Origin of the sequence: Pseudoalteromonas sp. S1650 (genome assembly GCF_005887195.1) — a bacterium.
GTDB classification, from domain to species: domain Bacteria; phylum Pseudomonadota; class Gammaproteobacteria; order Enterobacterales; family Alteromonadaceae; genus Pseudoalteromonas; species Pseudoalteromonas simplex.
The window spans coordinates 1-24863 of sequence record NZ_PNDF01000061.1 but is presented as its reverse complement, the minus strand read 5'-3'; the positions used below and the strand labels follow the sequence as shown (position 1 = coordinate 24863).

Sequence of the window (24863 nt, the reverse complement as noted above, 5' to 3'; positions counted from 1 at the left end):
GTTCTGTTTTTGATAGCTGATAGCTGATAGCTGATAGCTGATAGCTGATAGCTGATAGCTGATAGCTGATAGCTGATAGCTGATAGTTTTACTTGGAGGTTCTATGTCTGATTTGGTTTTTTCTGATTCGTTTATCGACGGTGACTTTTATTCTACGAGCCAGCGTTTTAGTGTAGATAACCCCGCAACTGCAGAGGCGATCACCCATGTCTCTGATATTGATGAAGCAGGAGTTGAGCTGGCTATAAAAAGTGCTGACGAGGCATTTAGCAAACTAAAGCAAACAACTGCAACCGAGCGAAGTGAAACGTTGCGTCGCTGGTATGAGTTGGTTATTGAGCACAAGCAACAGCTTGCTGAGTTGATGACTAAAGAGCAGGGTAAGCCCTTAAAAGAAGCCTTGGGCGAAGTTGAATACGGTGCAGGCTTTATTAAATGGTTTAGTGAAGAAGCAAAGCGTAGTTATGGCGACACCATCCCTGCTACCGACAGCAAACATCGTTTAACAACGATAAAGCAGCCAATCGGTGTGGTGGCAGGTATTACCCCTTGGAATTTCCCGATTGCCATGATCACCCGTAAAGTGGCACCCGCTTATGCCGCGGGTTGTAGTTTTGTAATTAAACCTTCGGAACATACGCCATTATGCGCTATTGCCTTAGCCTATCTTGCTGATAAAGCGGGATTTGTAAAAGGATCGCTGAATGTGGTGGTCTCTGAAAACGCCAAAATGGTGGGTGAGATCATGACCGAGTCGGAGCGTGTGCGTAAGTTCACATTCACTGGCTCAACCGGTGTAGGTAAGCAGTTACTTTCGCAGTGTGCCTCAACAATTAAACAAACGTCAATGGAGCTTGGCGGCAATGCCCCATTTATTATTTTCGATAATGCCGATTTAGATGAAGCAGTTGCAGGCCTTATGGGGGCTAAATTTAGAAACGCAGGGCAAACCTGTGTTGCCGCTAACCGAATTTTTGTTCAGCGCTCAGTGCTTGAAGCGGTGCTCGAAAAACTCACAGACAAAGTAGCTGAGTTAAAGGTAGGTAATGGACTTGATGACGGGGTAGATATCGGCCCATTAATTTACCCTAAAGCAAAAGAGAAAGTTCAAACGCTTGTGCAAGATGCGGTTGATAAAGGGGCGTCGTTAATCGGTGATAACAGTGAGCTTGAAGGCAGTTTTCAAGCGCCATTAATTTTAACTGATGTGACACCAGAGATGGATATCTATCATGATGAAGTGTTTGGTCCTGTAGTCAGCATCATCGCTTTTGATGATGAAGAAGAAGTACTTAAGCTTGCGAACGACGTACCTTATGGTTTAGCTGCATATTTTTATAGTGAAAACATCAAGCAAGTTTATCGCGTAAGCGAAGCACTCGAATACGGTATGATAGGTATTAACGAAGGCCTTATCTCAAACCCAGTAGCGCCATTTGGCGGCGTTAAACAGTCTGGTTTAGGCCGAGAAGGCGGCCACCAAGGGTTAGATGAGTACCTAGAAGAGAAGTATCTTTGTGTTAAGGTTTGAGCGATAAGTGCGCGCGAAAAAAATTTCACGCCTACATTAAAGAGAACTAATCGCACAAAGAGGCTAAGAGGCGCTTCGCTTTAGAGGAAGTAAAAAAATGATCTTTTGGTTTCCTCATTCTTTCCTCATTCTCTCCTCTTTGTGCAATTACTTTCGCGTGAAATAAATTTCACGCCTACATTCACGAGAACTAATCGTACAAAGAGGCTAAGAGGCGCTACGCTTTAGAGGAAGTAAAAAAATGATCTTTTGGTTTCCTCATTCTTTTCTCATTCACTTCTCTTTGTGCAATTACTTTCGCGCGAAATAAATTTCACGCCTACATTAAAGAGAACTAATCGCACAAAGAGGATAAGAGGGCGCTGCGCTTCAGAGGAAGTAAAGTGTTGTGGTTTCCTCATTCTTTTCTCATTCACTTCTCTTTGTGCAAAATAAATTGAACCACAGAGAGCACAGAGGCGATGCGCGCTACACAGAGAAACCAATTGTTGTGAAAAAACATTTGAACTACAAACAACACAATTCGGCTTCAAACTTACAGCTTATGGCTTAAAGCTTCAAACTCCTCGCCTTTATTTTTCACAAAATGATAGCGCTGTCATTTTAGTTTTTATATGATAGGAACGAATTATTAACAAAAATGAAAAATAGTACGCAGAAATACCGTACACTCAGGGCTTAAACGAGGAGAAAGTAATGGATTTTAAAAAGTCTGTATTCGCGGTAATGCTTGCGACTGCGCCTTTAATGGCTAGTGCAGCATTAACTCAATCACAAGTTGATCAGTTTGCGAAAGGTACCGAACTGCTGTTTTCGGTAGAAGATAACTTTCGTAATAAAGATGCGGGCTTTTTAGGAAAAATTACCCTCAACAATGGCTCTGATGTCGCGTTACCTGCAGGCGAGAGCGACTGGCAGCTTTATATTCACTCTGTTCGTAAAATCTCAACCGAACATGTTGCGGGCCTAAACATTGAACACGTTAATGGTGACTTACACCGCATCGTACCAACGAGCTCATTTAAAGGTTTAGCTGCAGGTGAAAGCTTAGAGCTACCGTTCGATGCGCAAGTGTGGATTGTTGCTTACAGTGACTTTATGCCACGGGCATTTTTTGTTTCGGGTAAGAATAAACCAGCCGTATTTGCTAATACCGACACAGAAGACTTTAAACAGTTTGTGACGCCATTTACCCGTGAGAATCAGTTACGCCGTTACAATGAGCCAAAAGATTTATCGGTTTTAGCAACGGCAAAAGTACGCTTCGAGCGTAATAGCACTGATAAGGTGTCGATCAGTAAAGACGATGCCTTAAAGCGTATTATTCCGAAGCCTCGTAAAGTCGATTTTAACCGTGGCAGTGCGACGCTAAACAATAATTGGCAAATCAGTTATCAAGGCCAGCTTAAGCACGAAGTTATGGTGTTTATGCAAGACTTACAAGATGACTATGGCATTAGCCTTAAAGCACAGCCTGATCATATCAATGTTGGCAAAGACAAAGTAATACGCTTAAAAGTCGACCCTAAACTCAATAATGCAAAAGCAGAAAGCTACACCCTAGAGATTGATGATGAAGTGATCACCATTGTAGGTAGCGATAACGCCGGTGTGTTTTATGCGATGCAAAGCTTATTAAACCTCATTCCTGCAAATAGCCAAGGCAGTGCCAGCTTACCGCAGTTAGAACTTGAAGACTCACCGCGTTATGGTTGGCGTGGTATGCATTACGATAATGGTCGTAACTATCATGGCAAAGAAGCAATGTTCAAGCTGGTTGAGCAAATGGCTCGCTATAAAATGAATAAGCTACACTGGCACTTTTCAGAAGATGAAGGCTGGCGACTTGAGATCCCAGGTCTACCAGAGCTTACCGACGTTGGCGGCTATCGCTGCTTTGATTTAGAAGAGCGCGAGTGTTTATTAACTCAACTTGGCACTGGGCCGTTTAAATCAGGCTCAGGTAATGGTTATTTGAAACGTGATGAGTTTGTTGAGCTATTAAAGTTTGCGAAAGACCGCCACATTCAAATCATCCCTGAAGTTGAAGGGCCAGGTCATGCGCGTGCTTCAATCAAAGCGATGGAAGCACGTTATCACAACATGTTAGAAGAAGCTGAGAAAGCCGCTAAAAACAATATTAAAACGCGCTCTGCAAACAAAGAAATTCAACACATAGATATGGGGCCAGCAACGCAATACTTGCTTACCGACCCTAAAGATACCTCTGTGTACATGACGGTACAAAACTACAAAGATAACTCAATGAATGTGTGTATGGACTCAACCTACGCATTTTTAGATAAAGTAACTTATGAACTTCAGCAGATGTACCGCGAAGCAGGTGTGCAGCTAAAGAACCTGCATATTGGTGGTGATGAAGTTGGAGCAGGTTCGTGGATAGGCTCGCCAATCTGTCAGGCGTTATTTGCTGATCCTAATAACGGTGTAGCTGGCCCGGCTGATTTAAAACCTTATTTCACACAACGTGTTGCTACCTTACTTGAAAAACGCGGTATTTCTCCGGGGATTTGGGAAGATGGTATCATGTATGACCGTGAAAACTCGTTTAAACGTGATGAGTTCCCTAATAAAACCTTTACCGTCAATACTTGGGATAACATTTGGGAATGGGGCGTTGCCGATAGAGCATACCGCCTAGCAAATGCCGGTTACCAAGTGGTGTTATCACACGGTACGCATTTGTACTTTGACCACCCATACGAAGCAAGCCCTGAAGAGCGTGGTTATTACTGGGCCACTCGTTACACAGATACTAAAAAAGCCTTTAGTTACATGCCAGATGACGTGTATGCCAATGCCGATTACACCCGCACTCGTGAGCCAATCGTTAATTTAGAAGCGTTGGTGGGCCGCCCATTACCTAAACTTGAAAAGCCAGAGAACATTCTGGGTATGCAAGGTCAGGTATGGTCAGAGACAATCCGTACTGAAGAGCAAGTATTAGCAATGATCTTCCCGCGCATTCTGTCAGTGGCAGAGCGCGCATGGCACAAAGCTGATTGGGAAGGCGAAAACGTCGATAGTAAAAAACAAGCAAAAGACTGGGCTGAGTTCTCAAGTGCAGTTGGTTTAAAAGAGCTTGAGAAACTAGCTAAAGACGGCATCAACCTGCATTTACCAGTACCTGGCGGTGTGATTGAAGATGGTAAGTTGTATGCCAACAGCGCATTTGCATATTTGAGCATTGAATACAGCTTAGACAACGGCCAAAGCTGGCAAACTTACGCTGAGCCAGTGAGTGTTGATAACAATACAAAAGTTGCGCTACGCACCCGCTTAAACGCACAGCAAACCAGTCGCGTCACAGTTGTTGGTGAGTAGTGCTTTGTGATGAATAAATGTGACGTCTACAGCAAAGCGTAGGCGTCATTTTTTATTTCGTAGGAACGGCTTTAGCCGTGGATAGCTCAAACCTGTTCGGCGTTAAAACTCCTCATACATCTTAGGCGTCACGCTTGCTTGGCGCGTTTTACATTCAACACCTTTCGGCTCAAAACTGACAGTTGAAACTTTATAGCTATTCTTCACAAAGAGGATAAGAGAGCGCTTCGCTTTAGAGGAAGACAAAAATGCATTATTATTACTTCCTAATTCTCTTCTCATTTACTTCTCTTTGTGAATAAATCTTCGTGCGAAATAAATTTCACGCCTAAGGTATCGACTATCAATTCAGTTACGTATCCGCACATTCGGCTCAAAACTGACAGCTGAAAGCTGACGGCTCCTAGAAACTAATTAAAAGAAATATGTCAGCGCTGTCATTTTTGTTGCGATAGTGTTATAAATATTTAATATCTCTTTTATATAATCATCTGAATGAGCAGCGCTGTAGAGTCGAACTGTGCTGTTATAGGAAATGTTATGTCTGAAATAAATAAACAAAGCAGTGTTGTGCCTATGGCGATTGTTGCCACGCTGTTTTTTATACTAGGTTTTGCTACATGGTTAAATGGCTCACTGATGCCATTTTTACAGCAAATTTTGCAGCTATCACCTTTTCAGGCATCGCTGATTATTTTCTCGTTTTATATCGCCGTGACTTTTACGGCTCTACCTTCGGCGATGATCATCAGAAAGGTAGGTTATAAAAACGGTATGGCGCTGGGTATGGCGACCATGATGGTGGCAGGTTTGCTATTTATTCCTGCCGCAAAAACACAAGTGTTTGCACTGTTTTTATTTGCGCAGCTTGTTATGGGGGCAGGGCAAACGTTATTACAAACAGCGGTTAACCCATACGTAGTAAGAATTGGACCTGAAGAATCAGCCGCGGCTCGCGTTAGTATTATGGGTATATTAAATAAAGGTGCGGGTGTTGTTGCACCGATTGTATTTACCGCACTGATACTCAGCGACTTTAAAGGCTTTGTAGGTAAAGAGCTTAGCCAAACTGATATTGATGCCATGGCTAATGGCTTAATCTTACCGTATTTAGGGATGTCTATTTTTATTGGTATACTCGGCTTTGCGGTAACTAAAATGCCATTGCCAGAGTTAATTGATGACGACGTTGATGAACAGAAACCGGGGCAGGTAAAAGAAGCATTAAGCCATCCGAGTCTTGCCTTAGGGATAGTGGCACTTTTTGTCTATGTAGCTGTTGAAGTAATTGCCGGCGATACCATTGGTAGCTTTGCGTTGTCGTTAGGTATTGAAAAATACAGTGTTATGACATCGTACACCATGGGGTGTATGGTACTAGGTTACTTTTTAGGGATTTTACTTATCCCACGAGTGTTATCGCAGCAAACAGCACTAACTATTTCAGCAGTATTGGGCTGTGTGTTAACGCTAGCGATAGTTACAGGTAGTAATGAAACTGTATTTATATCAACATTGTTTGGCCTAAAATCGGTACTACCTGATACCTTATTGCTCATTGCTGTGCTAGGCTTTGCTAATGCGATTGTTTGGCCTGCAGTTTGGCCGTTAGCATTATCTGGTTTAGGTAAGCTAACTAGTGTAGGCTCTGGTCTGCTCGTTATGGGCATAGCCGGTGGCGCATTTGGTCCATTATTTTGGGGTCTGGCAAGTGGCGGCGTAAAAAGCGCAGAAGCACAACAAATGGCTTATATTGTGATGTTGCCTTGTTATTTATTCATACTTTTCTATGCTGTTAAAGGCCACAAGATGAAAAGTTGGAAGTAATTATGAGTTTGAGGTTGAGGTTGGGTGTAAAGCGCACCGCCTTGAACTTTGAAAAGCATTTCTAGTAAATAGAAATAATCCCGTGTGTAATGCCACCGAAAGGTGGCATTTTTTTTGTATATACATATTTTTATCTTCAGATATTAAAAGGAAATTAAATGAAAACACAAATAGGACCAATGAGTAGCTTTAAATTTTTATTAATAGTCTTTGCTGGAAGTATTATTGGCGCTATATCATTTTATACTCTGCAGGAGATAAACAGTGCTCCCTCAACCCGAACAACTACTTCTGAAGAAAGAAGAGTTATCGTTTGGCTTGACCAATTTGAGTGTGGAGATAATGGTAATTGCGGTAGCTGTAAGCAAGCTATTACTGAAAGAAAAAAGTTAGAGCATTTGAAGAGTGAATGCCCAAGCTCTGCACTACAATGGAAATATGAGTAACGGAATTAAGTTTTTTCATCAAAAACTACAAAGTAATAAAGCGGTGAGCAGAAAAGAGCTGCTGATCATACTCACCACCTCACCTCGTTGTAAAGTTGTTATGTAAACATGTGGCGGTGCTCATTATTGGGCACGCATATAAGCAGACAGTCTTACAAAATTAACGAATGGTATTGTGCAATAGGAGGAGTCCATATAAACGGCTTTAGCCGTGAAAAGCTCAAATCTGTTCGGCGTTAAAACACCTCCTACATCGTAGGCGTCACGCTTGCTTGGCGCGTCTTCCACTCAACACCTAGGCGTCAAAACAATACGGTTCCAACAAACTAAAATAATTCAGCTAAAAGCTATTACCCACAAACAACACAATTCGGCTCAAAACTGACAGCTGAAAGCTGACGGCTTTTAGAACTGAAAAGAGATATAAAAGATAAAACTAAGTCTTGAAATTCAAAATAAAAAATATTTAGGAAAATATAGGGATTTACTAAGGGGGAGAAGTGGGGCGACTGATGGGGCTTGAACCCACGACAACCGGAATCACAATCCGGGGCTCTACCAACTGAGCTACAGCCGCCACTGAGATACACCTCGTTTGGTGTGGCGCGCATATTACATAATTAACTTAGGCTTGTGAACCCCCTAAATTAAAAAAAGTAAAAAAAACTTACTTGCTTCAGAAAATTCAGAAAAGCAGGTTTAGTCAGTTAGTGTTCAGTTTCGGTATTTAGACTTGCGACTTTTGCAATTGAGCAATTACTCATTTTTTAGTTTGGCTGTAATTTAATGATTTTTTAACCAAAGATCATATATAATTTGAACAGCGTTATGCTAAAAATGAACTTCAGGAGAGAATATGGATACTATAATGAACTGGATCAATGAGAATTCAGGTTTAATCATACATTACGCCGTTCAGGCTGTTCTTGCGCTAATCATTTTCTTCATCGGTGGTCGTATCGCAAAATTTTGCGAAGGGATGACTGAAAAAGCATTTGATAAAAAGAAAGTAGACAAAGCCGTAGGTTCATTTGTAGCAAGCATTGTTTATGCTATTGTTTTTGCAGCAACTATCTTAATGGCACTATCTCAACTTGGCATTGAGACAACATCATTCATTGCTATTTTAGGTGCGGCTGGTTTAGCTGTAGGTCTAGCACTTCAAGGTTCACTGTCTAACTTTGCTTCAGGTGTTTTAATCATCCTACTTCGCCCTTTCAAATCAGGTGACTATGTAGAAGCCGGTGGTAAAGCGGGTACTGTTAAGAAAATCGAAATTTTCTCTACAGAATTACGTACACCAGATAATAAAGTAATTATCATGCCTAACTCATCAATCATGGGCAGCCCAATTACAAACTTCTCTCGTGAATCAACTCGTCGTATCGATTTAGTAATTGGTGTGGGTTACGATGCAGACCTTAAAGAAGCAAAAGCAGTTCTTAAATCAGTATTAGATAAAGAAACTCGTTTATTAAAAGATCCAGCATACACAGTCGCTGTATCTGAGCTTGCAGATTCAAGTGTGAACTTTGTAGTTCGCCCGTGGGTTAATTCATCAGATTATTGGCCAACGTATTTCGATCTAATGGAAAACATTAAGATCGCATTAGATGACGCAAATATCACGATCCCATTCCCGCAAATGGATGTTCATTTGCATAAAGAAGATTAATCATAAGTAGTAAAGGTTATTTTTTAATGAAATTAAAAGCTTTATCAATTCTAGTTGCAGCAAGTGCTGCAACTAGCGCATTCGCAGCAGATGAAACTAAAACTTGGGATGTAACCAGTGAACTAGGTGCCATTATTACAAGTGGTAACACTGAAACAACAACACTAAAAGGTGGTGTTAAGGTTTTACATAACCTAGAAAACTGGAATAACGAGTACAAGTTAGACGGTCTTTATAAAGAAGATGAGATCGAAAACGACGACGGTGTTAAAGAAACACAACGTACTAACGAAAAGTACTCAATCTCTGCACAAGGTAACTACAAGTTAAACGAAAAGCACTCACACTTATTCATCTACGGCTCGCACGTATCTGATTACTTTGGTGCATATCGCAACGAATCAGTAATCTCAGCAGGTTATGGTTTACGCGTAATCGACCGTTCTGATATGTGGTTAAACGCTGAAATCGGTCCAGGTTATAAGTATTTCCAATACCCTGATGACAGCACTGAAGTTGATGAAAACGGTAACTCACTTGCCGGCGAGCGCGAAGGTGAAGTTATCGCGTTAGGTAAAGTTGATTATAACTGGCAGATTTCAGACAGCGCACGTTTTACTCAGTTAGTATCAGTTGAATATGGTGATACCAATACTAAAACACGTTCAGAGTCTGCAATTCTTGCCAAAATCAACGGCTCACTACAAATGAAAGTAGCTTACAACATCACTCACAACTCAGACGTTGCGGATGATAAAGAAAACACAGATACAGAAACTTCATTAACACTGGTTTACAGTTTTTAACTATATAAACCGTTTTGTTGACATTTTAATGACAAAAAGGGACGAAAGTCCCTTTTTTATTTCTTTTCATTTCAGGTAGAATACACAATCTTTTTTGACTGTAGAACTATGGATATCCCTACTTGTGATGTTTTTTAAAAGACTATTCCTTACTTTTTTATTTCTTACCACTTCATCGGTATTGGCATTTACTCCTACTGCAGCTCAAATAGAGCAATTCAAAAAATTACCAAAAGCGCAACAGGAAGCGTTAGCAAGACAATATGGAGTCGATTTATCTAGTATTGGAAATCAAGGGGCTTTAGGTAATGACATTGCTGAAGAGCCTGTTGCTACAGTCAAACCTCGAAAAAGTATTGAAGCGGAACCTCTTACAGATGAGCAAAAATTCAATCCTGAATTGAATAAAGTTATGCCTTTTGGTTATGACTTATTTGCAGGCGAACCAACTTCATTTATGCCAAGTGAGAATGCCGCTGTACCAGATACTTATCTTGTAGGTCGGGGAGACACTCTTGATGTTAACTTCTATGGAAAAGAAACTCAAAACTATAACGTAGTTGTTGATAGAGAAGGGCGTATAAGTATCCCTAATTTATCACCTGTACAGGTTGCTGGGCTTACTTTTGCTGAAGTAAAAGAGCTTATCAAAGCTAAAGTTGAACAAGAAATTATTGGTGTTAAAGCATTTGTTGCAATAGGTCAACTACGTAGTATTCGAGTAATGGTATTAGGTGAAGCTTATATGCCTGGTAGTTACAGTGTTTCATCACTTACAACTGTATCGCATGCACTATTTGTTAGTGGTGGAGTGTCTGATATTGCTTCATTACGTAATATTCAAGTTAAGCGTGCTGGCAAAGTTGTTGCTAATTTTGATTTATATGATTTATTGATCAATGGTGATAGTAGTAACGATATCATTCTTAAGCCAGGCGATGTTGTTTTTATTCCACCAGTTGGTGCGCAAGTAGCTGTTGAAGGGTTAGTTAAACGACCTGCTATTTTTGAGCTGAAAAAAGGCGAAACAGCAGCACAGTTATTAAAAATGGCGGGTGGTTTAAAACCGCAAGCTTATGCGAAAAAAGCAACTGTTGAACGCTTCAATAACAATAATATGAAGGAAGTGTTGTCGGTTGATTTTAGTGGAAATGAAATAGACTATACCCCTCGTGACGGTGATCGAGTTCGATTTAATCCCATAAGCTTACAATATCAAAATAGCATCAGCTTGATTGGTGCTGTTGCACGCCCTGGGCATTATCAATGGCATCAGGGTAAACGAATTGCTGATGTATTAACTTCGGTACGTGGTGATTTACTTCCTCAAGCTGATCTAGCTTATGGTTTATTGATACGAGAAGTTAATATTTCGGGTGATATTGAGGTGCATCAGTTTGATATTGCACAAGCAATAGTTAAAGTGCCAGAGCATAACTTAGCCTTAAAAGCTAATGATAAACTCATGGTATTTAGCCGCTACGAAAGTAGATTTGATGAAGACATTGCATTAAAGAACATGGCGCTGAGCGAAGAGCAACAAATTCAGCAAACAAAAGTAAAGCAGTGGCACTCATTTCAGCAATCAAAATTTGAAAAGTTTGTTGGTTTAAAATCGACAGAAGTTAAACAAGTTGATGAAACAGAAGAAAAATCAGTTGCTGAAATCTCTAAAAAGAAAGCAATAGAGAAAAAAGAAGGCCTTCAACCTGAAGATTATGCATTATTTAGTCGAAATAACTTATTAAAACCAGTTATAGCAAAGCTAAAACAACAAGCATCTGTAAAATCAGCTATTCAGCTTGTTGAAATAAATGGTCACGTAACATATCCAGGAGTTTACCCGTTAACAGTTGGAAGTGAAGTAAATGAATTAATAGCTGCTTCAGGTGGGTTACTTGAATCAGCATATTTAGAGCAAGCAGAGATAACTCGAGTGGTATCAACTGCTAATTCTGAAATTGAACATATTAAATTTAACTTAAATGATGCAATGCAAGGGAAAGTCGCTGCCAATAAAGTACTGAAAAGTAAAGATAGCATTAATATTTTCGCAATACCTAACTGGCAAGAAAATGTGAAAGTAGAACTCAAAGGAGAAGTAAAGTTTCCTGGCGTTTATACAATTAGAAGAGGTGAAACGTTAACAAATCTAATTGAGCGTGCCGGGGGGTTCTCTGAATTTGCTGAATTAAATGCCGCTGTTTTTACACGAGAAGCTATACGTAAACAAGAGCAGCAACAACTGACAAAGCTTTCTGAAGAGCTTCGTCGAGAAATTGCATCTAAAAGTTTCGAAAACTCAGCTAATAATAAAACTCCAGCATACAGTGAGATGACAAAGTTACTAGATGACATTGCGAATGTAGAAGCCGTTGGTCGATTAGTTATTGATCTGCCGTTAATAGTTAAGAATAAGCAAAGACTAATTTTACAGGATGGCGATAAGCTATATGTGCCTAGTAAACGAGACTCTATAAGTGTCATTGGTGAAGTGAATTATGCAACATCACACTTATACAAAGATGGTATTTCTGTAGACGATTATATTGACCTTAGCGGCGGCTTAAAACAAAGAGCCGCGGAAGAGCGCGTATATATAATAAAAGCAAACGGCTCGGTCAAAATACCGGGTAATGGTAGCTGGTTTGCTGTGAATAATTCAGATCTACTGAGTGCTGGTGACACTATTGTTGTACCTCTCGATTCTGGCTATATGAACGATTTAACTCTTTGGAGCACAGCTACTCAGATTGTTTATCAAATGGGTGTTGCTGTTGCTGCAATTAGTAGTATTTAGGAATCTTTAAAACTGAAGCTGAAATTATGGAACATATAGAAACAGGATTAGGTACTAAACAAGCTCCTAGTGATGAAGTTGATCTAAAAGCATTGTTTATTTATCTATGGAATAAAAAGTTCATTATTGCATTTATTACTATGCTTTTTGCTGTCACATCGGTTGTGGTTGCGCTTAATTTACCAAATATTTATCAAGCTGAGGCTTTATTAGCACCTGCTGAAGACGAGCAAAATGGTGGTCTAGCTTCGCTTGCAGGTCAATTTGGTGGCTTGGCCAATTTGGCTGGTATCAGTGTTGGTGGTTCAGGTAATAAAGAAGTAAAACTGGCATTAGAAGTTTTAAAGTCAAGGCAGTTTAGTAGCCAGTTCATCCAAAAGCATGATGTTCTTAAGGAGTTAATGGCTACAGAGAGTTGGGATCTAACTACAAATACTCTTTTATTTGATCCAACTATCTACAACCAAACAACAGGAGAGTGGGTTAGGGAAGTTACTTTACCGTTTAAGCCTAAGCCTTCAATGCAAGAGGCTCATGAGAAATACTTAGAAAAAGTGGTAATTGAAGAGGATCAAGAAACAGGGATGATAAAGCTTGCAGTTCTTCACCACTCGCCTTATGTGGCAAAGCAGTGGGTTGATTGGCTAATTGATGATATTAACTTAGTTATGAAAGCCAGAGATGTCGCTGAGGCAAACAAAAGTGCTGAGTTTTTAACTCAACAAATTTCTAAAACTGATGTATTTGATATTAAGTCAGTGCTTTATAAGTTATTAGAAGAGCAAGCAAAAACAATTATGTTTGCCAACGTCAGAGAAGAATACATTTTCAAAACTGTTGATCCTGCAGTTGTTCCAGAGAAAAAGGCAAAACCAAGACGCGGATTAATTTGTATCGTAGGTACCGCCTTAGGAATGTTTGTTTCGATTTTCTTTGTTTCACTTGGTTACTTATTTAGAAATTAATTCGATCATATTTCTTATTTTTATTATTAGTGAATTAAAGCGTATTTAGGATGAAAAAGAAAAATGTTTCAGTATAAATTCAATGAAGCTGAAGATGGCTCATTGCTTTTTGAGCAGTTAAAGAAAGGACGCTCTGTAAAAGCACCAAAGTATGCATATTGTTCAGATACTGTTTATGTATATTGTCCTGAGAGTAAGCTTAACTTATTAAAAAATTCGCTGAAAGAGTATAATGTTAACTTTATTTTTAATGACTACTCTTTAGTTAATTTAGATAAAAAAATTATTACTCACTTTGATAACTCAATGTTATCTGAGGAAAAAAGAAGTTTTTTAGTTACTGCTACTGAGTTAGGGGCTTGGGTAGAGCCTCTTGTAAGTTATTTAGATAAAAGAATGGGTTACACTGAAGTTACTTTGTTACAGAGTAGCTACTTTTTACACCAAAAAGCATTCTCTATATTAAATAATAAAAGAACTCAGGTATCTAAACGTATAATAGATCTGCTTTTAGCTACATTTTTAATTTTATTGTTTTCACCAATAGCATTAGTAGTTTACATATTAATAAGGCTTGATAGTCCTGGTCCTGCTATTTATAAACAAAAGCGAGTTGGTCAATATAATGAAGAGTTTAAAATCATAAAATTTAGATCTATGCGTATTGATGCTGAGCACGATGGGGCTAAATGGGCAAAAGAGAATGATGATAGAGTGACCAAAATTGGACATTTTATTCGTAAGACACGGATAGATGAAATACCGCAACTGATAAATGTTATCAGAGGCGAAATGTCTATGGTTGGCCCGAGACCCGAGCGAGAGGTGTTTATAGAGCAGCTTGAAGAATCAATACCTTATTATCGCTTTAGACATGCAGTCAAGCCAGGAGTGACAGGGCTTGCGCAAATTCGTTACCCGTATGGTGCTTCTTTAAATGATGCCATTTGGAAGCATAAGTACGACATTCATTATATTAAGCACCATAGCACCTTGCATGACTTAAAAATTATATTTAAGACCATAAAAGTCGTTATTTTGGGTATGGGCCGCTAATGCAACCTTTAGTCTCTATCATTATGCCTGCTTACAATGGGCAAAAGTACATTGCACAAAGTATTGAATCTGTTTTGGCACAGACCTATACAAATTTTGAGTTGTTAATAACTGACGATAGATCCACTGATCAAACAATTGAAATTATTAATCGGTATATGGATCAAGATGCCAGAATTGACTTAGCTATTTTGCCTAAGAACTCAGGTGCGGGAGTAGCTAGAAATAATAGCATAGAGCGTGCTAAAGGGCGTTATATTGCATTTTTAGATTCGGATGACCTATGGGCAGTAGATAAGCTTGAAAAGCAAATATCATTTATGATTGCTAACAATGTGGCGTTATCTTTCACGGGTTATCAAAAATTCGATGATGACAAATTGTTAGGTGTCGTAATCCCGCCAACTTACACAACTTACAAAAAATTATTAAATGGTAACGTAATTGGTTGCTTAACAGCAGTCTATGATAGCCACCTTATTGGTAAGCAGTACATGCCAAGTATTCGTAAACGACAAGATATGGGCATGTGGTTAAATATTCTTAAGAAGGTACCGAAGGCATATTCTTTACCGCAAAACCTTGCAAAGTACCGTGTTAGTGTAGGCATGAGTAGCAATAAATTAGAGATACTAAAATGGCAATGGCGACTTTATAGGGAAGTAGAGAAATTACCTATATTTGCTTCTATCAAACACTTTTTACTCTATGCACTTAACGGCTATGTAAAATACAAAACTTAAGTTTATTCTTAAGTTTTAACAGCTAATACATGTAGTTTTCCTCTTTCATATATGGAACATATTTTTTAAATGCCTTTAATATCAGTCATCATTCCTTTCTATTCAAAGATTCAGGGGTTATTAAAAAACTCTGTATCAAGTGCGCTTAGCCAATCAGTGCATGATATCGAAGTTATAGTTGTTGATGATTGCTCACCTGTGAGCGCTGTTGATGAACTTGCTGATATTAAAGATGAGCGTTTGAAAGTTGTGAAGCACTCAAAAAATCAACATGGTGGTATTGCTCGTAATACCGGTGTTAAAGAGGCTGAAGGTAAATTTATTGCGTTCTTAGATTATGACGACGTTTGGTACGCAAACAAGCTTCAAAAGCAATATGAATTATTTATATCTGAAGACAATGAGCACAACTCTAAAGCGGTAGTTTACTCAAAATGTAAAATTATCGATGGTAAAAGGGAATTTACTCGACCTAGGCGAAAAATTGAACATGGCGAACGTGTTGGTGATTATTTATTTTGTGCCCAAGAAATTATTCAAACAAGCGGCTTATTTCTTACTCGAGAACTTGCATTACTAACTCCATTTGACAACCTTAAGCGTCACCAAGACTATCAGTTTTGTCTAGCACTTGAAGCTGCTGGCGCTAAGTTCGTTTTATTAGATGAAATAGTCTACGATTTTATACAAATTCCTAAACAAATTGATTACAACTTTGCTCTTTCTTGGTTAGAAAGTTATAAGCAATTATTATCTGCTGATGCAGTAAAGGGTTTTAAATACTTGGTTGTAATAAGGGCAATGATATCGGCAAAAGACTATAGAAAAGCCATGATGTTTTCTTATAGAAATAAGCTGTTATTATTATTTTTTAAGGCTCTAATAAAGAGAGCTGCTAGGTTAACCCTTAAGCAGTTAAAGGTTGTTAAGTAGTATGGATTGGCACGTTAAAAAAACAGACTATTACCTGTTTTTTTTAAAAGTTACATTACTATGTATTTTGTTCATGGTAATGAATTTTGATAAGTCATTAAATGCTGATTACGGTAATTACTTAGCGAACTATGAGCACGATTGGTGGCAATTCGAACTGGGATTCGAATTTATCTCTTACCCCTTTAAGCTAGTTGGAGCTGACTTTTTAACATTTTGGATTTTTTCACTAGTTTTAGAATCAGTACTGATAGCCATATTATTTAGAAATAACATGATATTTCTATTTGCGTTTCCAAATTTACTTTTTATTTCACAAGGTTTTTTAGGGACGCAAATACGATTCGGTATTGCAATAAGTTTGTTTTTAGTAATTTTTTCTTTTTTTTACAAAAAAAAGCAATTTTGGTTTATTTCGGCTTTTAGTATTTTATTCCACAATGCAGCCGTAGTTGTGTACTTTTTAGCAAACTCTGTACGTTATTTACTTAACTCTGAACGAAACATATTTTTAAAAAAGAATTTATTTTGGCTTTGTGGGTTTGTCATATGTACAGTTTTTCTGAGCTTACTTATGGACTATATGTTGACGTCGTTTGGTTACGATTATTATGTAGGAACAAAATATCAGGAAGGTAAATCACTAAGTTCAATTTTGTATTTGTGTATGTCTTTTTGTCTTCTACTTTTTTTGTTGTGCAGAAAAGTAAATCAAGAATACTCCGAGTATGTTTATTTAGGTTTTGTTTTAGTTGTTTTTAGTCTTATTTTTTCTAAATCTTCTATTATCTCAGGACGCTTTACGCTTGTTTATTCAATCGTTGAGCCATTTGTATTGTATTATTTCTATCATCATATAGGTAAGAAAAAATACTTTTTTCCTATATTCGTTTTGTATTGCTCATTCTGCTACTTAAAATTAATAACATTCAACCCTAAGGCATTTTTTTGATGAAAATTGTTGCATTCGTTGGCGAAACCTTTTATTCGAATAATGGTAGTTATTATACCAAACAGACCTCTGCAGCTTTTATTCAAGATGCTATAGGCACAGAGTCTGTTTATGTTTGCTCGCCAAGCCAGCCTGTAGATATGCCACCTAAAGGATTTAGTACAGTTGTTCAAGAAGAACATTTTTACTCGTTTCCTAGTTATTCATCAACTAAAGATTTTGCACTTAAAAGCATCTTCAATCGTGATTTCATTAATAGTTATAAAGCTAAAGCTGATAAGGTAATTAATGAGCATAAAGGTGCCTATTTTTGGATCCGCACTCCATCAATTGGTAGTATCATTTTTGGGATTCAAGCTTTAAAGGCTGGTGAAAAAGTTATTCATCATATGTGTGCGAATGCTTCTAGTACCTGGCGAGATAACAAATACTCGTTACCAGAAAAACTTTTTGGATTTTTGTTCTCACGCTATTTACGTTTTAAATTAGGGCAAATCTGCAAACACAAAAATACGATCAATTTATGCACAGGTGACGTGTTAGAAGATTTTAGTGCACAGTATTCACCTGCTAATACATTTCAGTTTGTTGATCTTATGGCTAAAGCTCCTAAGTGTGGTGATGTAGTCGAATCACAAAGTAAACCGCTAAAGGTACTCTTTTTAGGAAGAATAGTTAAAGACAAAGGGGTTTTAGATCTCATATCTGTTGCAAATAAATTAAAGGGTTTAGTAGAAATAACCATTATCGGAGATGGCCCTGATCTAATTGAAGCTCAGCAAGAAGTAGAGAAGCTTTCTCTACAAGAATCTGTTCATTTTACGGGGCAATTATCACACAGTCATTTAGGACAGTATTTTAAAAATACTTCATTAGTGGTTGTTCCTTCAAATAATCATTATGAGGGTTTTCCGAGGGTGATTATGGAAGCGTGGGCTCATCAAAAACCGGTTATCGTTTCACATGTGGGTGGGATAAAGGCATTCGTTAAGCATGGTGAAAATGGCTTAATCTTTAAACCGGGGAGTCAAAGTGAATTATATGACTCTCTTTTGAGCCTAGTTGAAAACGAAAACCTATACTCACATTTAGAGGTTGGGGCTCAAAATATGGCAAAATATTCGAACCAGCAATATTGGCTAGATAGATTATTAACAATAATTAAAGAAAAAAAATAAATTAAGCTACCTAGTAATGTATTATTGGTTAAATGGATGAAAGCTAAGTGAAAAAAAATTTTTTAAACGTTTTATTACCTTTGTTTAAATTAATTCCGCTTGCCGTGAGAATTAAGCTTTTCTATTTCATAAAGTTTAAAAGATTCCCTAAACTGACTGAACCTACGCTTTATACAGAAAAAATACAACGTAGAAAGTTTAATATGAAAGATGAGTTTAGCTTGTTGTCTGATAAATACCAAGTAAGAGACTTTGTTAAAAAGAGAGTTGGAGCTCAATATTTGGTTAAACTATATGGTTCATTTAATCAATTTAGTGAAATAGATTTTAATTCATTACCCAATAAGTTTGTAATTAAAACCAACTTCGGGAGTGGCTCAAAACATTTAGAGATAGTTACCAACAAAAAAAGCATTAATTGGCCTAAAATTGAGCAAAAGTTCAATGAAGCTATGGCATCATCATACATAGGTGCAATTTTGGGTGAAACTCAATATGACGCGATACCTAAAAAAATAATAGTTGAAGAGTATATTGAAACAAATGATGACGATTTGCCTGATTTCAAATTCCATTTGTTTAAAAATGGAGAAGGCTTTTTGCAAATTGACTTTGATCGTTTCTCAAGCCACAAGCGAAACTTATATGACTTATCATTTAATAAATTAGACGATGAGTTACTATTTCCTTCGGGGGATTATGTGCTTCCAGCACATGAGCGTTTAGTTGAATTAAAGCAGGTTGCTAATCAGCTTGCCAAAGGTTTTGACTATGTAAGAGTGGACTTATACCTTGCTAATAACACAGTTTTATTTGGTGAAATGACCTTTACTCCAGGTAGTGGTTTTGAGGCGTTTTCATCTGCACAAACTGATTTGAGGTATGGAGATTACTGGTGTTAGTTTATAGCAAATTAACCTAGGCAAAAAATACACTACTGAAAAATTTATAGACGAAACCTATTCGGTAGTAATTAATTACAATTACTTACTTCTCTAATTGATTATTTTTAACTGTATCCTGGAACATAATGAAAGCATTGATAAAAAATCTCTTACGCCCAATTTATCGAATTTACCTATCACGTAAGAAAAAACGCGAGTTTGCACAGAACTTAGAAAGAATAACCCAAGAGTTAAAATCGCCAGGTAAAAAAATTATCTATGCGATCACACCGCCAAGCCGTTTAAAAAATATTGGTGATCAAGCACAGTTTGTGGCTATAGAGGCGTGGCTAAAAAGGCATTTTCCAGATCATGCGATTGTCGAAGTAGATAAAGATGAAGCAACTTGGCTTACAAGTAGCTATAAATCACTTGTAGATAGTAGTACGCCTATAGTTCTTCATTCTGGTGGTAATATGGGTGACCGTGCTATGTGGAGTGAGACGTCTCGTCGCATCATGATAGAAAGCTTCCCTGAAAATACAGTGCTTAGCTTACCGCAAACAATCTATTTTCATGATACTGACTTCGGTAAGTTACAAAAAGCAAAAACAGAAGCTATATACAATAACCACAAAAACTTAACAGTGGTTGCTAGAGACAATAAATCGTTTGATATCGCTAATGAAATGTTCCCAAAATGCAAGCTGGATAAAGCGCCAGACTTTGTACTTTCTTATAACGAACAAAAAGAGCCTGAGCAAACAAACGGCAAAATACTTTACTGCATGCGTAAAGATTCAGAATCGGCCTACACGCAAGCTGATTTAGAGCAATTATTCGCATCTGCTGATAGACCTTATGATGTATTTGACACAACAATTCCTGAGGCAATTACTAAAGAGCAAAGAAAAGCAGTTCTTGATGATACTCTTAATATGTTCAGTCAATATGACTACATAGTAACTGATAGGTTTCATGGCTTAATATTCTCTGTTTTATGCAAAAAGCCAACAGTTGTTCTACCGACGGTAGATCACAAGTTAACCTCAGCATTTGACTGGTTTGATGAAGTTAAATTCGTAAAGTTTGCGCATAAGATTCAAGATGTGCCAGCAGCTACTGAAGAAGTTCTTGCAATACAAGAGAGAACCACGCCAAGTTGGAATGAACTGCACTTTGATAAATTAGTTAAATACGTAAAATGAAAAAGTTGTTAAAGAAACCACTTAAAAAAATATTGATTAAAGCAGGATTAAAAATAGATCCTGCTAAGCAGTATTTATATTCTTCGGTACCACCTTATAAGTTGATCACAAACTTAACCGAAGAAGAACTATTATCTTTAATGCGCCATGAAGCGCATAGAATCGAAAAGTCGATTTATAACGACATATTCGACAGTAAATTTAATATTTATAATGAAAAAGCGAAGCGCATAAAAGAGATTTGCAAAGAACTTGAACGCCGCGATACTGATAAAGTTGAGCCAACTCTCGTTTGGGCAAAACAAATTTTAGCTGCCTTTAATGATTTGAAATCTAATTTTATTGAGCCGTATAGCAAAGCGCCACAAAGTTATGATTTGTCAAAAGCGCAAGAATATGTAGATTTTGTGCAGCAGCGACGAAGTGTTCGAGTGTGGCACGATAAACAGCCTTCTAAAGATGAGCTAGAGGCCCTTGCTGATCAATGTATAGACGCAGCAAGGTGGGCACCAAGCTCTGGTAACAGGCAGCCTTGGCAATTTAAAGTGCTTACAGAGCAACAAGATAAAGATCTACTCAAAAAGATAAAAGAAGAGCATTGTACATCAGCGCCATTACTTATTTTTATTGGCATGGATCGCCGCCTTTACGGCTCATTATCTCTAAAGCAATTTGAAACAGCTTTATATATTGATGCGGGTGCAGCCATCATGAATATGGTTGGAACAGCACAAAGTACCGGAATGGGGACGTGCTGGAATCACTTTGGTCGCGACATGATCGACTCAAGAGAAGTAAATAAAAAGATTTATCTTAACTTTTGTGAGCACATGGCCATTCCAGACTATATAGAACCGGTGGCTATTTTAGCGATTGGCGCGCCCGCTTATATGCCGCCGACACCTGCGCGAGTAAATGTGCAAAGCTTAAAAATAGTATGATCATATCTGCTGCAAAGTGGCAAACAGGAGCCACTTTTATCACATTTGCACTGAGTTTGCTGCAGTTAACTGTATTAGCAAGAGTGTTTGATGCAAAAGCATTTGGTTACCTTGCAATAGTCATGGTTAGTGTGAATATTTATCAAACACTTTCAGACTTAGGCATGGCCAATTATTTGGTTTTTGTACAAAAAGTAAGTGACGCCTTAAATTCAACAGTATTTTGGATTTGTGCTTTTGCTGGGCTTGTACTTTGCCTGTGTATGCAGCTAACTTCAGGCTTGATTGAAAACTATTATGATATGCAAGGCTTAGGGCAGTTGCTTAATATTGCTGCCCTAGCATTAATACCTGTTTCATTGGGGGCGCAATTACAAGCTCGTTACATGCTTGAGTTTAAATTAAGTGCTCTAGCTAAGTTTGATATCATCGCAAAATTAATTTCAACAAGCTTTGTCGTTATTACCGTAACAACACTTGGTTTTGAGTTAGATGCAGTTGTACTAGGGGTTGTTCTTTCTGCATCAGTTAAGTTATTGCTATTGTGCTCTTTTTCAGAAAAAGGGTGGCTTCCAAAGTTCAAGTTTAGTAAATATGATGCTCAACAAGCTTGGGGGTATGGCAAGTTTCAGGTTGGCTCCCAGGTGTTAAATAAGCTTAGAGAAGAGCTCGATATTATTATATTGGGTATGTTTATTGATGCAGCTAAGCTAGGTTTGTATAGCTTAGCAAAGCAGTTAGCACAAAAAATAGCGTCGCTTATAGTACCTATAGTAAGAAAGCTAACCTTACCTCTAATTGCAAAAAGCAGATCTAACCAAAAAACTTTAACGTCGGTTGTATATAAGTCACATTGCATATCAACTGTGATGCTCGTTTTTCCGCACATATTGCTATTGTTTGTTGCTCAGCAAGTGACAGTCTTGTTTTACGGCGAGCAAAAGCTAGGTGTGGCTGTGTATTTAATACCCCTAACTATTTTTTACATGTTACGTTCTGTTGGTGGAGCATTAGCTGGGAGCATCTGCCAAGGTTTAGGGAAGACCAATATTGACTTTTATTGGAATGTGAGTGTTTTTTTTATTTACGCAATAATTGCCTTCATCAGCGCCCAATTTAGCGAGCTATATACTGCATATAGTTATGCAATTATTCAGTTGCTGTTGCTCAATGCTGTGTATGTTTTGTTTTATAAAAACACGGTAGGTTTAGCTTTCTCGCGTTACATAACTCCCATAATAACAAGCTTGCTGATTTCTCTACTCATATGCGTAGGGTTTATGTTTACCCTAAATACAGCGCAGCTAGCTATAAGTAATTCTCTAACTGCAAGTGCGATATATGTTCTGTTATGTACCGGCGCTTATGCTGTTTATTGCGTGAAAAAAATAAGGATCTGGAGTCGTCATGACTAAAAAAGTCACCTTTGTTGTAAATGAGTTTCCGGTACTATCAGAAACATTTGTGATTGAGCAGGTGTGTGCCTTAATAGATAGAGGTTTTGATGTAAACATTCTTGCCTGTAAAAAAACGAGTGATGCGAATCTGACTCCTAAGTTTAAAAAGTATAAGTTAGATCAAAAGTTAACTTACTTAGATACATTTGCGCGTGGAGCAAAAGGCAAGTTGCAAATGTTAATCTCTTTGATTAAAAACTTTCATTTAATCAAGAGCAAAAACGACTATGTGAAAGCGTTGTTTTACAGCGTTAAAAATAAAAACCTGTCGTCGCTTAGGCAGCTAGCAATATGTGCGCAGTATGCTGAAACACGCTTTGATTCTGATTTTGTTATTTGCCACTTTTTACCAAATGGCCACTTAGCTTATGCGTTGCGAAAGTTCAGCGCACTACACTGCGATACTATAGCAACCATTGCTCATGGTTATGATATTAGTTTGTATAAAGTTCTCAGTAAATGGCACTACGAATATTCGAAACTAGTGGCAGGTACTGAGTTACTTTTACCAATTAGCGAACGCTGGGCAGATCTACTCATTAATAAGTTCAACGCAGAACCTGCCAAAGTAAAAGTTCAACATATGGGAGTGAATATTAATCATTTTAACTTTTCTCCTCGTAATATTAGCCCCGAAAGCGGCCCTATTAAGCTTATTGCTGTTGGTAGAGCAACAGAAAAAAAAGGCTTAGAGTATGCGATAAAGGCCGTCTCGCGAACTGAAAACACACACTTGTCTATTGTAGGCGGGGGAGAATTATTAACTGAATTAGAGCAACTGGCTTATAAGCTTAATGCAACAGATAAGGTTACGCTGCTAGGCCCTTTACCACACGAAAATGTACTTAAATTGCTCGCTGAATCACACGTGTTTATTTTACCATCTGTAACAGCAAAAGATGGTGATATGGAAGGCATACCGGTTGCGCTAATGGAAGCAATGGCATCAGGAATGCTCGTTTTGTCTACTAACCATTCTGGTATACCAGAACTAATAGAGCATAAAAAGTCAGGCTTATTAGCTGATGAGCGTTCTGTTGAGCAGTTAGTACATAACATTAATTATGTAATTAATAACTCCAGAAGTATGGAAAAGCTTATTGAAAATGCACGGCAAAAAGTTGAGCGTGACTTTAACAACAAAGAGTTAAATGAAAAGCTTGCAAACTTAATTATTAATTCGTAACCAAAGGTCTGTTAGCTCCTGCAATAGCTCTAAGAGCTAGGTTTTATTAAATAATATAAATTGTCGTACTTTATAATAGACACACCTAACTTCTCTGCGTATAATCGCTGGCTCATAAAAACCAGTCCTTTTGGATTGGTTTTAAGGAACATGAGTATTTTAGGTGTGGCTATGGAAAGTTGGTACTTACTTTTTTGTAAATCAAAACAAGAACAAAGAGCTAAAATTAACCTTCAAAACCAAGGTTTTGAAGTCTTCATTCCTGAGCACCAAATAGAGCGTATTGCTAAAGGGCGCCGTACTATTCGAATTTCACCTCTCTTCCCTAATTATATATTCATAAAGTTATGTACGAAAAACTGTAACTTTTCTGCGGTAAAAAATACTCGAGGCATAAGTGGCTTTGTAACATACGGCCAGCAATTTCAGCTTGTCTCAGAACAGTTGATTGCGCAACTCAAATCTATGAATGATATGTGTGAGATAACTTCTGCGTTACCAAAAACGGGAGATGTTGTTTATTTGAATACAGAGTCATTTAAAAACGTACAGGCTATTTACCAAGAGCCAGATGGCGATATGCGCAGCATACTTCTCATTAATTTGCTGAATAAACAAATAAGCGTAAGTGTAGAAAATAAAGGAATCAGTTTATAAATCGTGCTCCAGCGCGATGTTTATGTAGGAACGGCTTTAGCCGTGAACATGCTTTAAATGTTCGGCGTTAAAACATCTCCTACAGTGTAGGCTTTGTGCTTTAACATGAAAAAATAACAATAAAATCAGTACGTAGGAACTGCAACCTAGGGGCGGAAGCGTGCCCGAAGGGCTAGACAAGGCGTAGGCGTCACGCTTGCTTGGCGCGTCTCAAACACGGCACTGCTGCGAACATGTCGCGCGATTTAAATTTCACGCCTACATCTATGACAT

The 24863-nt window shown here is 38.0% G+C and carries 20 protein-coding genes and 1 tRNA gene; 19 read left to right on the top strand and 2 right to left on the bottom strand.

All coding sequences use genetic code 11. From position 1 onward, the window contains the following. The first annotated feature begins 103 nt into the window (after nucleotides 1-103). Together CWB80_RS16810 and CWB80_RS16805 are read left to right on the top strand one after the other, a co-directional pair. Complete coding sequence (locus CWB80_RS16810; RefSeq protein WP_138602366.1) at nucleotides 104-1531, top strand: NAD-dependent succinate-semialdehyde dehydrogenase; 1428 nt, start codon at nucleotides 104-106, stop codon at nucleotides 1529-1531. Between the two features lie 696 nt (nucleotides 1532-2227). Then, nucleotides 2228-4876 (top strand): beta-N-acetylhexosaminidase, encoded by a 2649-nt coding sequence (locus tag CWB80_RS16805; protein ID WP_138601622.1) that lies wholly within the window; start codon nucleotides 2228-2230, stop codon nucleotides 4874-4876. A 102-nt stretch (nucleotides 4877-4978) separates the two neighbouring features. On the opposite strand, the gene CWB80_RS16800 is transcribed toward CWB80_RS16805, so the two are convergent. Then, nucleotides 4979-5158, bottom strand: a complete 180-nt coding sequence (locus CWB80_RS16800) for a hypothetical protein (RefSeq protein ID WP_138601624.1) — start codon at nucleotides 5156-5158, stop codon at nucleotides 4979-4981. Between the two features lie 258 nt (nucleotides 5159-5416). Here CWB80_RS16800 and nagP point away from each other — a divergent pair, with 258 nt between their 5' ends. Continuing rightward, entirely contained in the window at nucleotides 5417-6703 is a 1287-nt protein-coding gene (gene nagP / locus CWB80_RS16795) for an N-acetylglucosamine MFS transporter NagP (protein WP_138601626.1), read from the top strand. A 158-nt stretch (nucleotides 6704-6861) separates the two neighbouring features. After that, on the top strand, nucleotides 6862-7149 hold the full coding sequence (locus CWB80_RS16790) for a hypothetical protein (RefSeq protein ID WP_138601628.1): 288 nt from the start codon (nucleotides 6862-6864) through the stop codon (nucleotides 7147-7149). Nucleotides 7150-7650: 501 nt separating this feature from the next. Here the strand turns inward: CWB80_RS16790 and CWB80_RS16785 are convergent. Then, a tRNA-His gene (locus tag CWB80_RS16785) sits at nucleotides 7651-7726 on the bottom strand. Between the two features lie 279 nt (nucleotides 7727-8005). Between CWB80_RS16785 and CWB80_RS16780 the strand changes: the two genes are divergently transcribed. From CWB80_RS16780 to rfaH, 15 genes are all read left to right on the top strand, one after another. Then, nucleotides 8006-8824 carry a mechanosensitive ion channel family protein gene (locus CWB80_RS16780; RefSeq protein WP_054552509.1) on the top strand — a complete coding sequence of 273 codons (819 nt, stop codon included), beginning with the start codon at nucleotides 8006-8008 and terminating at the stop codon, nucleotides 8822-8824. Nucleotides 8825-8850: 26 nt separating this feature from the next. Further along, nucleotides 8851-9630, top strand: a complete 780-nt coding sequence (locus CWB80_RS16775) for a DUF481 domain-containing protein (RefSeq protein WP_054552510.1) — start codon at nucleotides 8851-8853, stop codon at nucleotides 9628-9630. A 127-nt stretch (nucleotides 9631-9757) separates the two neighbouring features. Beyond that, the gene (locus CWB80_RS16770) at nucleotides 9758-12430 is read left to right on the top strand and encodes an SLBB domain-containing protein (RefSeq protein WP_054552511.1); all 2673 of its coding nucleotides are present in this window, start codon (nucleotides 9758-9760) and stop codon (nucleotides 12428-12430) included. 26 nt (nucleotides 12431-12456) lie between these two features. Next, a complete protein-coding gene (locus CWB80_RS16765) occupies nucleotides 12457-13395 on the top strand; it encodes a Wzz/FepE/Etk N-terminal domain-containing protein (RefSeq protein WP_054552512.1) in 939 nt (312 codons plus the stop codon). A gap of 63 nt (nucleotides 13396-13458) precedes the next feature. Next, the gene (locus CWB80_RS16760; protein WP_138601630.1) at nucleotides 13459-14451 is read left to right on the top strand and encodes an exopolysaccharide biosynthesis polyprenyl glycosylphosphotransferase; all 993 of its coding nucleotides are present in this window, start codon (nucleotides 13459-13461) and stop codon (nucleotides 14449-14451) included. Next, nucleotides 14451-15194 carry a glycosyltransferase family 2 protein gene (locus CWB80_RS16755; protein ID WP_138601632.1) on the top strand — a complete coding sequence of 248 codons (744 nt, stop codon included), beginning with the start codon at nucleotides 14451-14453 and terminating at the stop codon, nucleotides 15192-15194. Before CWB80_RS16760 ends, CWB80_RS16755 begins: the two co-directional genes overlap by 1 nt. 69 nt (nucleotides 15195-15263) lie before the next feature. Further along, nucleotides 15264-16127, top strand: a complete 864-nt coding sequence (locus CWB80_RS16750; protein WP_138601634.1) for a glycosyltransferase family 2 protein — start codon at nucleotides 15264-15266, stop codon at nucleotides 16125-16127. Nucleotide 16128: 1 nt separating this feature from the next. Then, nucleotides 16129-17079 carry an EpsG family protein gene (locus CWB80_RS23245; protein WP_138601636.1) on the top strand — a complete coding sequence of 317 codons (951 nt, stop codon included), beginning with the start codon at nucleotides 16129-16131 and terminating at the stop codon, nucleotides 17077-17079. Then, on the top strand, nucleotides 17079-18257 hold the full coding sequence (locus tag CWB80_RS16740) for a glycosyltransferase (RefSeq protein WP_138601638.1): 1179 nt from the start codon (nucleotides 17079-17081) through the stop codon (nucleotides 18255-18257). The genes CWB80_RS23245 and CWB80_RS16740 overlap by 1 nt, the downstream gene beginning before the upstream one ends. 47 nt (nucleotides 18258-18304) lie before the next feature. Then, on the top strand, nucleotides 18305-19159 hold the full coding sequence (locus tag CWB80_RS16735; protein WP_138601640.1) for an ATP-grasp fold amidoligase family protein: 855 nt from the start codon (nucleotides 18305-18307) through the stop codon (nucleotides 19157-19159). A gap of 128 nt (nucleotides 19160-19287) precedes the next feature. Next, nucleotides 19288-20349 carry a polysaccharide pyruvyl transferase family protein gene (locus tag CWB80_RS16730; protein ID WP_138601642.1) on the top strand — a complete coding sequence of 354 codons (1062 nt, stop codon included), beginning with the start codon at nucleotides 19288-19290 and terminating at the stop codon, nucleotides 20347-20349. Beyond that, nucleotides 20346-21290: a nitroreductase family protein gene (locus tag CWB80_RS16725; RefSeq protein ID WP_138601644.1), complete on the top strand. Its 945-nt coding sequence runs from the start codon at nucleotides 20346-20348 to the stop codon at nucleotides 21288-21290. Before CWB80_RS16730 ends, CWB80_RS16725 begins: the two co-directional genes overlap by 4 nt. Further along, complete coding sequence (locus tag CWB80_RS16720) at nucleotides 21287-22705, top strand: oligosaccharide flippase family protein (protein WP_138601646.1); 1419 nt, start codon at nucleotides 21287-21289, stop codon at nucleotides 22703-22705. The genes CWB80_RS16725 and CWB80_RS16720 overlap by 4 nt, the downstream gene beginning before the upstream one ends. Next, nucleotides 22698-23933: a glycosyltransferase gene (locus tag CWB80_RS16715; protein ID WP_138601648.1), complete on the top strand. Its 1236-nt coding sequence runs from the start codon at nucleotides 22698-22700 to the stop codon at nucleotides 23931-23933. Before CWB80_RS16720 ends, CWB80_RS16715 begins: the two co-directional genes overlap by 8 nt. 150 nt (nucleotides 23934-24083) lie before the next feature. After that, entirely contained in the window at nucleotides 24084-24590 is a 507-nt protein-coding gene (gene rfaH / locus CWB80_RS16710; RefSeq protein ID WP_502705011.1) for a transcription/translation regulatory transformer protein RfaH, read from the top strand. The last annotated feature ends 273 nt before the right edge of the window (nucleotides 24591-24863 follow it).

Excerpts from the sequence above, each read along its gene's own strand:
- CWB80_RS16810 (WP_138602366.1), top strand. The coding sequence starts at position 104 with ATGTCTGATTTGGTTTTTTCTGATTCGTTTATCGACGGTGACTTTTAT.
- CWB80_RS16805 (WP_138601622.1), top strand. The coding sequence starts at position 2,228 with ATGGATTTTAAAAAGTCTGTATTCGCGGTAATGCTTGCGACTGCGCCT.
- CWB80_RS16800 (WP_138601624.1), bottom strand. The coding sequence starts at position 5,158 with ATGAGAAGAGAATTAGGAAGTAATAATAATGCATTTTTGTCTTCCTCT.
- nagP (WP_138601626.1), top strand. The coding sequence starts at position 5,417 with ATGTCTGAAATAAATAAACAAAGCAGTGTTGTGCCTATGGCGATTGTT.
- CWB80_RS16790 (WP_138601628.1), top strand. The coding sequence starts at position 6,862 with ATGAAAACACAAATAGGACCAATGAGTAGCTTTAAATTTTTATTAATA.
- CWB80_RS16780 (WP_054552509.1), top strand. The coding sequence starts at position 8,006 with ATGGATACTATAATGAACTGGATCAATGAGAATTCAGGTTTAATCATA.
- CWB80_RS16775 (WP_054552510.1), top strand. The coding sequence starts at position 8,851 with ATGAAATTAAAAGCTTTATCAATTCTAGTTGCAGCAAGTGCTGCAACT.
- CWB80_RS16770 (WP_054552511.1), top strand. The coding sequence starts at position 9,758 with ATGTTTTTTAAAAGACTATTCCTTACTTTTTTATTTCTTACCACTTCA.
- CWB80_RS16765 (WP_054552512.1), top strand. The coding sequence starts at position 12,457 with ATGGAACATATAGAAACAGGATTAGGTACTAAACAAGCTCCTAGTGAT.
- CWB80_RS16760 (WP_138601630.1), top strand. The coding sequence starts at position 13,459 with ATGTTTCAGTATAAATTCAATGAAGCTGAAGATGGCTCATTGCTTTTT.
- CWB80_RS16755 (WP_138601632.1), top strand. The coding sequence starts at position 14,451 with ATGCAACCTTTAGTCTCTATCATTATGCCTGCTTACAATGGGCAAAAG.
- CWB80_RS16750 (WP_138601634.1), top strand. The coding sequence starts at position 15,264 with ATGCCTTTAATATCAGTCATCATTCCTTTCTATTCAAAGATTCAGGGG.
- CWB80_RS23245 (WP_138601636.1), top strand. The coding sequence starts at position 16,129 with ATGGATTGGCACGTTAAAAAAACAGACTATTACCTGTTTTTTTTAAAA.
- CWB80_RS16740 (WP_138601638.1), top strand. The coding sequence starts at position 17,079 with ATGAAAATTGTTGCATTCGTTGGCGAAACCTTTTATTCGAATAATGGT.
- CWB80_RS16730 (WP_138601642.1), top strand. The coding sequence starts at position 19,288 with ATGAAAGCATTGATAAAAAATCTCTTACGCCCAATTTATCGAATTTAC.
- CWB80_RS16725 (WP_138601644.1), top strand. The coding sequence starts at position 20,346 with ATGAAAAAGTTGTTAAAGAAACCACTTAAAAAAATATTGATTAAAGCA.
- CWB80_RS16720 (WP_138601646.1), top strand. The coding sequence starts at position 21,287 with ATGATCATATCTGCTGCAAAGTGGCAAACAGGAGCCACTTTTATCACA.
- CWB80_RS16715 (WP_138601648.1), top strand. The coding sequence starts at position 22,698 with ATGACTAAAAAAGTCACCTTTGTTGTAAATGAGTTTCCGGTACTATCA.
- rfaH (WP_502705011.1), top strand. The coding sequence starts at position 24,084 with ATGAGTATTTTAGGTGTGGCTATGGAAAGTTGGTACTTACTTTTTTGT.